The following is a 5,418-nucleotide window of genomic DNA, read 5'->3' as shown; positions in this document are numbered from 1 at the left end:
GCGAGCTGCTCAGACCAGCCGCTCCAGCGCTACCGCGGTGGCCTCGCCGCCGCCGATGCAGAGGCTCGCCACGCCGTGCGTGCGCCCGTGCGTCTCCAGCGCGGCGAGCAGCGTGACGAGGATGCGCGCGCCCGAAGCGCCGATCGGGTGGCCGAGCGCGCAGGCGCCGCCATGGACGTTGACCCGCGCGTGGTCGAGGTCGAGATCGCGCATCGCCGCCATCGCCACCACCGCGAAGGCCTCGTTGATCTCCCAGAGATCGACGGCGCCCGCCTGCCAGCCGGTCCGCTCCAGAAGCTTGCGGATCGCGCCGACCGGAGCCGTGGTGAACAGGTTCGGGGCCTGGGCGTGGGTCGCGTGGCCGCGGATCGCCGCGAGCGGTCGCAGGCCGCGCCGCTCGGCCTCGGAGCGCCGCATCAGCACCAGCGCCGCGGCCCCGTCCGAGATCGACGAACTGTTGGCCGCCGTCACCGTGCCGTCGGGGCGGAAGGCGGGCCGCAGATCCGGGATCTTGTCCGGACGGGCCTTGCCGGGCTGCTCGTCCGTCGCGACCGAGCGCTCGGCCTTCCCGGTCCGCACCGTGACCGGAACGATCTCCGTCGCGAAGCGCCCCTGCGCGATCGCGGCGCGCGCCCGGCTGAGCGATTCGAGCGCGTAGGCGTCCTGCGCCGCGCGGGTGAACCCGTAGGTCCCCGCGCAATCCTCCGCGAACGTGCCCATCAGGCGGCCGCGCTCGTAGGCGTCCTCGAGCCCGTCCAGGAACATGTGGTCGCGCACCTGCCCGTGGCCCATGCGATAGCCGGCCCGCGCCCGGTCGAGCAGGTAGGGGGCGTTCGTCATGCTCTCCATGCCGCCCGCCACCGAGACCGCGACGTGTCCGAGCGCCAGCGCGTCGTGGGCGAGCATCGTGGCCTTCATGCCGGAGCCGCACATCTTGTTGACGGTGGTGGCCCCGGCCGCGAGCGGCAGGCCGGCCTTCAGCGCCGCCTGCCGGGCCGGGGCCTGCCCCTGGCCGGCCGGCAGAACGCAGCCGAAGATCACCTCCTCGACCGCCTCCGGCGCGACGCCGGACCGCTCGACCGCGGCCCGGATGGCAGCGGCGCCGAGATCGGGCGCGGCGAGGTCGGCGAAATCCCCCTGGAGTGCGCCGATCGGCGTGCGGGCCGCGCCGACGATGACGACGGGGTCGCGGGCGGGATCCTGCATGGCGTCTTCCTGTGGAGGGGGCGCGGGGGCTCAGCGCGGCGCCATTCGAAGCGCCCCATCGAGGCGGATGACCTCGCCGTTCAGCATCGGGTTCCCGATGATGTGGGCGACGAGGGCGGCGAACTCGGAGGGACGCCCGAGGCGCGGCGGGAACGGGACCGAGCGGCCGAGCGCTTCCTGCACCTCGGCCGGCAGGCCTGCCATCATCGGGGTCTCGAAGATGCCGGGCGCCACCGAGACCACCCGGATGCCGTGGGCCGCGAGGTCGCGCGCGAGCGGCAGGGTGAGGCTCGCGACGCCGCCCTTGGAGGCGGCGTAGGCCGCCTGGCCGACCTGCCCGTCGAAGGCGGCGATCGAGCTCGTCGTCACCACGACGCCGCGGGAGCCGTCCGGGTCGGGATCGCGCGCGGCCATCGCCTCGGCGGCGAGCCGGACCATGTTGAAGGTGCCGACGAGGTTCACCCGGACGGTGCGCGCGAAGGCGTCCAGGTCATGCGGACCGTTGCGCCCGAGCACCCGCGCGCCCGCGACGATGCCGGCGCAGGTGACGAGGCCGTCGAGCCCTCCGTAGACCTCCAGGGCGGTCGCGACCGCCGCGCGGCCCGCGGCCTCGTCGGCGACGTCGGTGCGCACGAAGCGGCACCCGAGAGCGGACGCGGTCTCGGCGCCCGTCTCGGCGATGTCGGCGATCACCACGCTCCCGCCCGCGGCGACGAGGTGTTCGGCCACCGCCCGACCGAGGCCGGAGGCGCCGCCGGTGACGAGGAAGACGCGCTCGGCGATCTGCATGAGGCGGGATTCCGGAGCCGTCAGCGCATCTTGGGCGCGTGGCCCCCGTAGCCGAGCCGGCGCGGCTCGCGCAGGGGCACGGCGCCGTAGCCGATGGCGACCGCGAGGGCCGGCGGGGTCACGAAGGCGGGGCTGGCGTACTCGTTCATGGGACGAGGCTCCGGAAGGCACGTCGCGCCGGGGACTGTAGGCAGATCGCGGCCGCCAGCCAACCGAGCAGTCCGAAGGACAGCCCGGCTACGCTAAGCCCCGCTGCCGAGGGTGTGGACGTTGCCCGCGAGCGGCGTCGCGATGCCGCCCGTGAGGCGCGCGGTTGCCGCTGTATCGGGCGCCGTGGCGAGGCGCTTCGTCGGCTCGTCACCGACGAGGCTCACAGCGGCCGGCCGAGCCTCCGGGCCAGGACGCCCACGATGCCCTCGCGGAACAGCAGCACGCAGAGCACGAAGACGAGGCCCTGGATCACCGTGACCCAGGCGCCGAAGGGTGCCAGGTAGGTCTCCATCGTGACGATCACCAGCGCGCCGATGATCGGGCCGAACACCGTGCCCATGCCGCCGACCAGCGTCATCAGCACCACCTCCCCCGACATCGTCCAATGCACGTCGGTGAGCGAGGCAAGCTGGAAGACGATGGCCTTGGTGGCACCGGCGAGCCCGGCCAGCGAGGCCGAGAGCACGAAGACCGCGAGCTTGTAGCGGTTGACCCGGTAGCCCAGCGAGACCGCGCGGGGCTCGTTGTCGCGGATCGCCTTCAAGACCTGCCCGAAGGGCGAGTGGATGATGCGGTAGATCGCCAGCATGCCGAGGAAGAAGATCGCGGCGACCACGGCGTAGAGCACCCGGTCGTCCGCGAGGCTGACCACACCGAACAGGTGGCCGCGCGGAACCGCCTGGATGCCGTCCTCGCCGCCCGTGAAGGGCGCCTGCAGCGAGAAGAAGAACGCCATCTGGGCGAGCGCCAGGGTGATCATCGAGAAGTAGATGCCCTGTCGCCGGATCGCGAGCGCGCCGAAGGCGAGGCCGAGTAGGCCCGCCACCAGGGTGCCGGCGAGGATCGCGAGTTCCGGTGTCAGGCCCCAGTGCTTGGCGGCGTTGGCCGCGACGTAGCTCGCCATGCCGAAATAGGCGGCATGGCCGAAAGAGAGCAGGCCGCCGTAGCCGAGCAGCAGGTTGAAGGCGAGCGCGAACAGCCCGAAGCACAGCACCTTCATCAGGAAGACCGGGTAGAGCACCAGCGGCGCCAGCGCGAGCGCCACGGCGATGCCAACGAAGACGCGGCGGTGGAGTGCCCGGTCGTCGCGGCTCTCCGGCCGCGCGGCCGCGATCGGGGCGTCGGTCACGGGTGCGGTGACGGCGGCGGTATCGGCCATGGGATCGTCTCCTTCGACCGCGATCAGGCCGTGCGGCCGAACAGGCCGGCGGGCTTCACGAGCAGCACCAGCACCATGATGACGAAGATCACGGTGGCCGATCCTTGCGGATAGAACACCTTGGTCAGACCCTCGACCAGCCCCAGGGCGAACCCGGTGATCACCGAGCCGAGGATCGAGCCCATGCCGCCGATCACCACCACGGCGAAGACCACGATGATGATGTCGGCGCCCATGTTCGGGTTGACCGAGTAGATCGGTGCCGCAAGCACGCCCGCGAAGCCGGCGAGCGCCACGCCGAAGCCGTAGGTCAGGGTCAGGAAGAGCGGCACGTTCACGCCGAAGGCCTGGACCAGCGTCGGGTTCTCGGTGGCCGCGCGGAGATAGGCACCGAGCTTCGTCTTCTCGATGACGAGCCAGGTGGCCAAGCAGACGGTCAGCGATGCCACCACCACCCAGGCCCGGTAGTTCGGCAGAAACATGAAGGGCAGGCGCTGGCCGCCGGAGAGTTCAGGCGGAATCGCGTAGGGCAGGCCCGAGACTCCGTACTGGTTGCGGAACAGGCCCTGAATGATCAGCGCAAGCCCGAAGGTGAGCAGCAGGCCGTAGAGGTGGTCGAGCTTGTACAGCCGCGCGATCAGCAGCCGCTCGAGCAGGATGCCGAACAGGCCCACCACCAGCGGGGCCAAGCCGAGCGCCCACCAGTAGCCCAGCCCCAGATAGGTGAGCAGCATCCAGGCCACGAAGGCGCCCATCATGTAGAGGGCACCGTGGGCGAAGTTGATGATGTTGAGGAGTCCGAAGATGATCGCGAGCCCAAGCGAGAGGATCGCGTAGAACGAGCCGTTGATCAGCCCCAGAAGGAGCTGGCCGAACAGGGCCTGGGTCGGCACGCCGAAGATCGTCGTCATGATGGCTCACGCGTCAGTGCGGCGCCCCGCCCGGTGCCGGGCGGGGCGAGAAGAGGATCAGCCCTTCACCAGCGGGCAGCCGCCTTCGCCGAGCGGCCGGAAGACCTCGTTGCCGGGGATGGTGGCCAGCGTCTTGTAGAGGTCCCACTCGCCCTTCGACTCGGCGGGCTTCTTCACCTCGAACAGGTACATATCGTGGATCTTGCGCCCGTCCGCGCGGATCGTGCCCTTGCCGAAGAGCGGGTCGTCGGTGGGCAGCTCCTTCATCTTGGCGACCGCCTTGGCGCCGTCCTTGGCCTCGCCTTTGAGCGCCGACACCGCCTTCAGGTAGTGGATCGTGCCCGCGTAGACGCCCGCGTGGTTGGCGGTGGGCTTGCGCCCGTTCATCTGCTTGGAGAAGCGCTCCGAGAAGGCGCGGGTGCCGTCGTTGAGGTCCCAGTAGAACGGCTCGGTCAGCACCAGCCCCTGCGCCACCTTGGTGCCGAGCGCGTGCACTTCGGAGGAGAAGACGAGGAGGCCAGCGAGCGCTTGGCCCCCCTCGGTGATGCCGAACTCGCCCGCCTGCTTGATCGCGTTGATGGTGTCGCCACCGGCGTTCGCCAGCCCGATCACCTTGGCGCCGGATCCCTGCGCCTGCAGAAGGAACGAGGAGAAGTCGGCGGTCGGGAACGGCGTCTTGACCGAGCCCACCACCTTGCCGCCGTTCTTGGTGACGACCGCGGCGGTGTCGCGCTGCAGCGTCTGGCCGAAGACGTAGTCCGCGGTGAGGAAGAACCACGTGTCGCCGCCGCGCTTCACCATGGCGCCGCCGGTGCCGTTGGCGAGCGCCACCGTGTCGTAGACCCAGTGCACCGTGTTGGGCGTGCATTGCGGCCCGGTAAGGTCGGCGGTGCCCGCGCCCGAATCGATCAGGACCTTGTTCTTCTCGCGGGTCACTTGGTTGACGGCGAGCGCCACCGAGGAGGTGACGCCGTCCACGATCACGTCCACGCCGTCGCGGTCGTACCATTGCCGGGCGATGGCCGCGCCGACGTCCGGCTTGTTCTGGTGGTCGGCGGAGACCACCTCGACCTTCACGCTCGGGTCGATCTTGGCGTAGTCCTCGACCGCGAGGCGGGCGAGGACTACGCCAAGATCGACCCG

At 70.9% G+C, this 5,418-nt stretch carries 7 protein-coding genes; all 7 read right to left on the bottom strand.

Annotated features, from left to right (window positions below; all coding sequences use genetic code 11):
- Positions 1–9 precede the first annotated feature (9 nt).
- Positions 10–1,206, bottom strand: a complete 1,197-nt coding sequence (locus AX737_RS15060; protein WP_066922604.1) for an acetyl-CoA C-acyltransferase — start codon at positions 1,204–1,206, stop codon at positions 10–12.
- 30 nt (positions 1,207–1,236) lie between these two features.
- Positions 1,237–1,995, bottom strand: a complete 759-nt coding sequence (locus AX737_RS15055) for an SDR family NAD(P)-dependent oxidoreductase (RefSeq protein WP_066922602.1) — start codon at positions 1,993–1,995, stop codon at positions 1,237–1,239.
- A 20-nt stretch (positions 1,996–2,015) separates the two neighbouring features.
- On the bottom strand, positions 2,016–2,144 hold the full coding sequence (locus AX737_RS37245) for a hypothetical protein (RefSeq protein WP_280949078.1): 129 nt from the start codon (positions 2,142–2,144) through the stop codon (positions 2,016–2,018).
- 93 nt (positions 2,145–2,237) lie between these two features.
- On the bottom strand, positions 2,238–2,369 hold the full coding sequence (locus AX737_RS37240) for a hypothetical protein (RefSeq protein ID WP_280949077.1): 132 nt from the start codon (positions 2,367–2,369) through the stop codon (positions 2,238–2,240).
- Complete coding sequence (locus tag AX737_RS15050; RefSeq protein WP_066922600.1) at positions 2,366–3,364, bottom strand: branched-chain amino acid ABC transporter permease; 999 nt, start codon at positions 3,362–3,364, stop codon at positions 2,366–2,368. Before AX737_RS15050 ends, AX737_RS37240 begins: the two co-directional genes overlap by 4 nt.
- Before the next feature lie 23 nt (positions 3,365–3,387).
- Positions 3,388–4,275, bottom strand: a complete 888-nt coding sequence (locus tag AX737_RS15045; RefSeq protein ID WP_066922598.1) for a branched-chain amino acid ABC transporter permease — start codon at positions 4,273–4,275, stop codon at positions 3,388–3,390.
- 57 nt (positions 4,276–4,332) lie between these two features.
- Positions 4,333–5,418, bottom strand: a 1,086-nt coding sequence (locus AX737_RS15040; RefSeq protein ID WP_066922596.1) for an ABC transporter substrate-binding protein, incomplete at its 5' end; no start/stop codon positions are given.

This window comes from Methylobacterium sp. CCH5-D2, assembly GCF_001556475.1.
In the GTDB taxonomy this organism is placed as follows: domain Bacteria; phylum Pseudomonadota; class Alphaproteobacteria; order Rhizobiales; family Beijerinckiaceae; genus Methylobacterium; species Methylobacterium hispanicum.
The sequence above is the reverse complement of the archived record's forward strand: the minus strand, read 5'-3'. Positions and strand labels throughout refer to the sequence as shown.

Excerpts from the sequence above, each read along its gene's own strand:
- AX737_RS15060 (WP_066922604.1), bottom strand. The coding sequence starts at position 1,206 with ATGCAGGATCCCGCCCGCGACCCCGTCGTCATCGTCGGCGCGGCCCGC.
- AX737_RS15055 (WP_066922602.1), bottom strand. The coding sequence starts at position 1,995 with ATGCAGATCGCCGAGCGCGTCTTCCTCGTCACCGGCGGCGCCTCCGGC.
- AX737_RS37245 (WP_280949078.1), bottom strand. The coding sequence starts at position 2,144 with ATGAACGAGTACGCCAGCCCCGCCTTCGTGACCCCGCCGGCCCTCGCG.
- AX737_RS15050 (WP_066922600.1), bottom strand. The coding sequence starts at position 3,364 with ATGGCCGATACCGCCGCCGTCACCGCACCCGTGACCGACGCCCCGATC.
- AX737_RS15045 (WP_066922598.1), bottom strand. The coding sequence starts at position 4,275 with ATGACGACGATCTTCGGCGTGCCGACCCAGGCCCTGTTCGGCCAGCTC.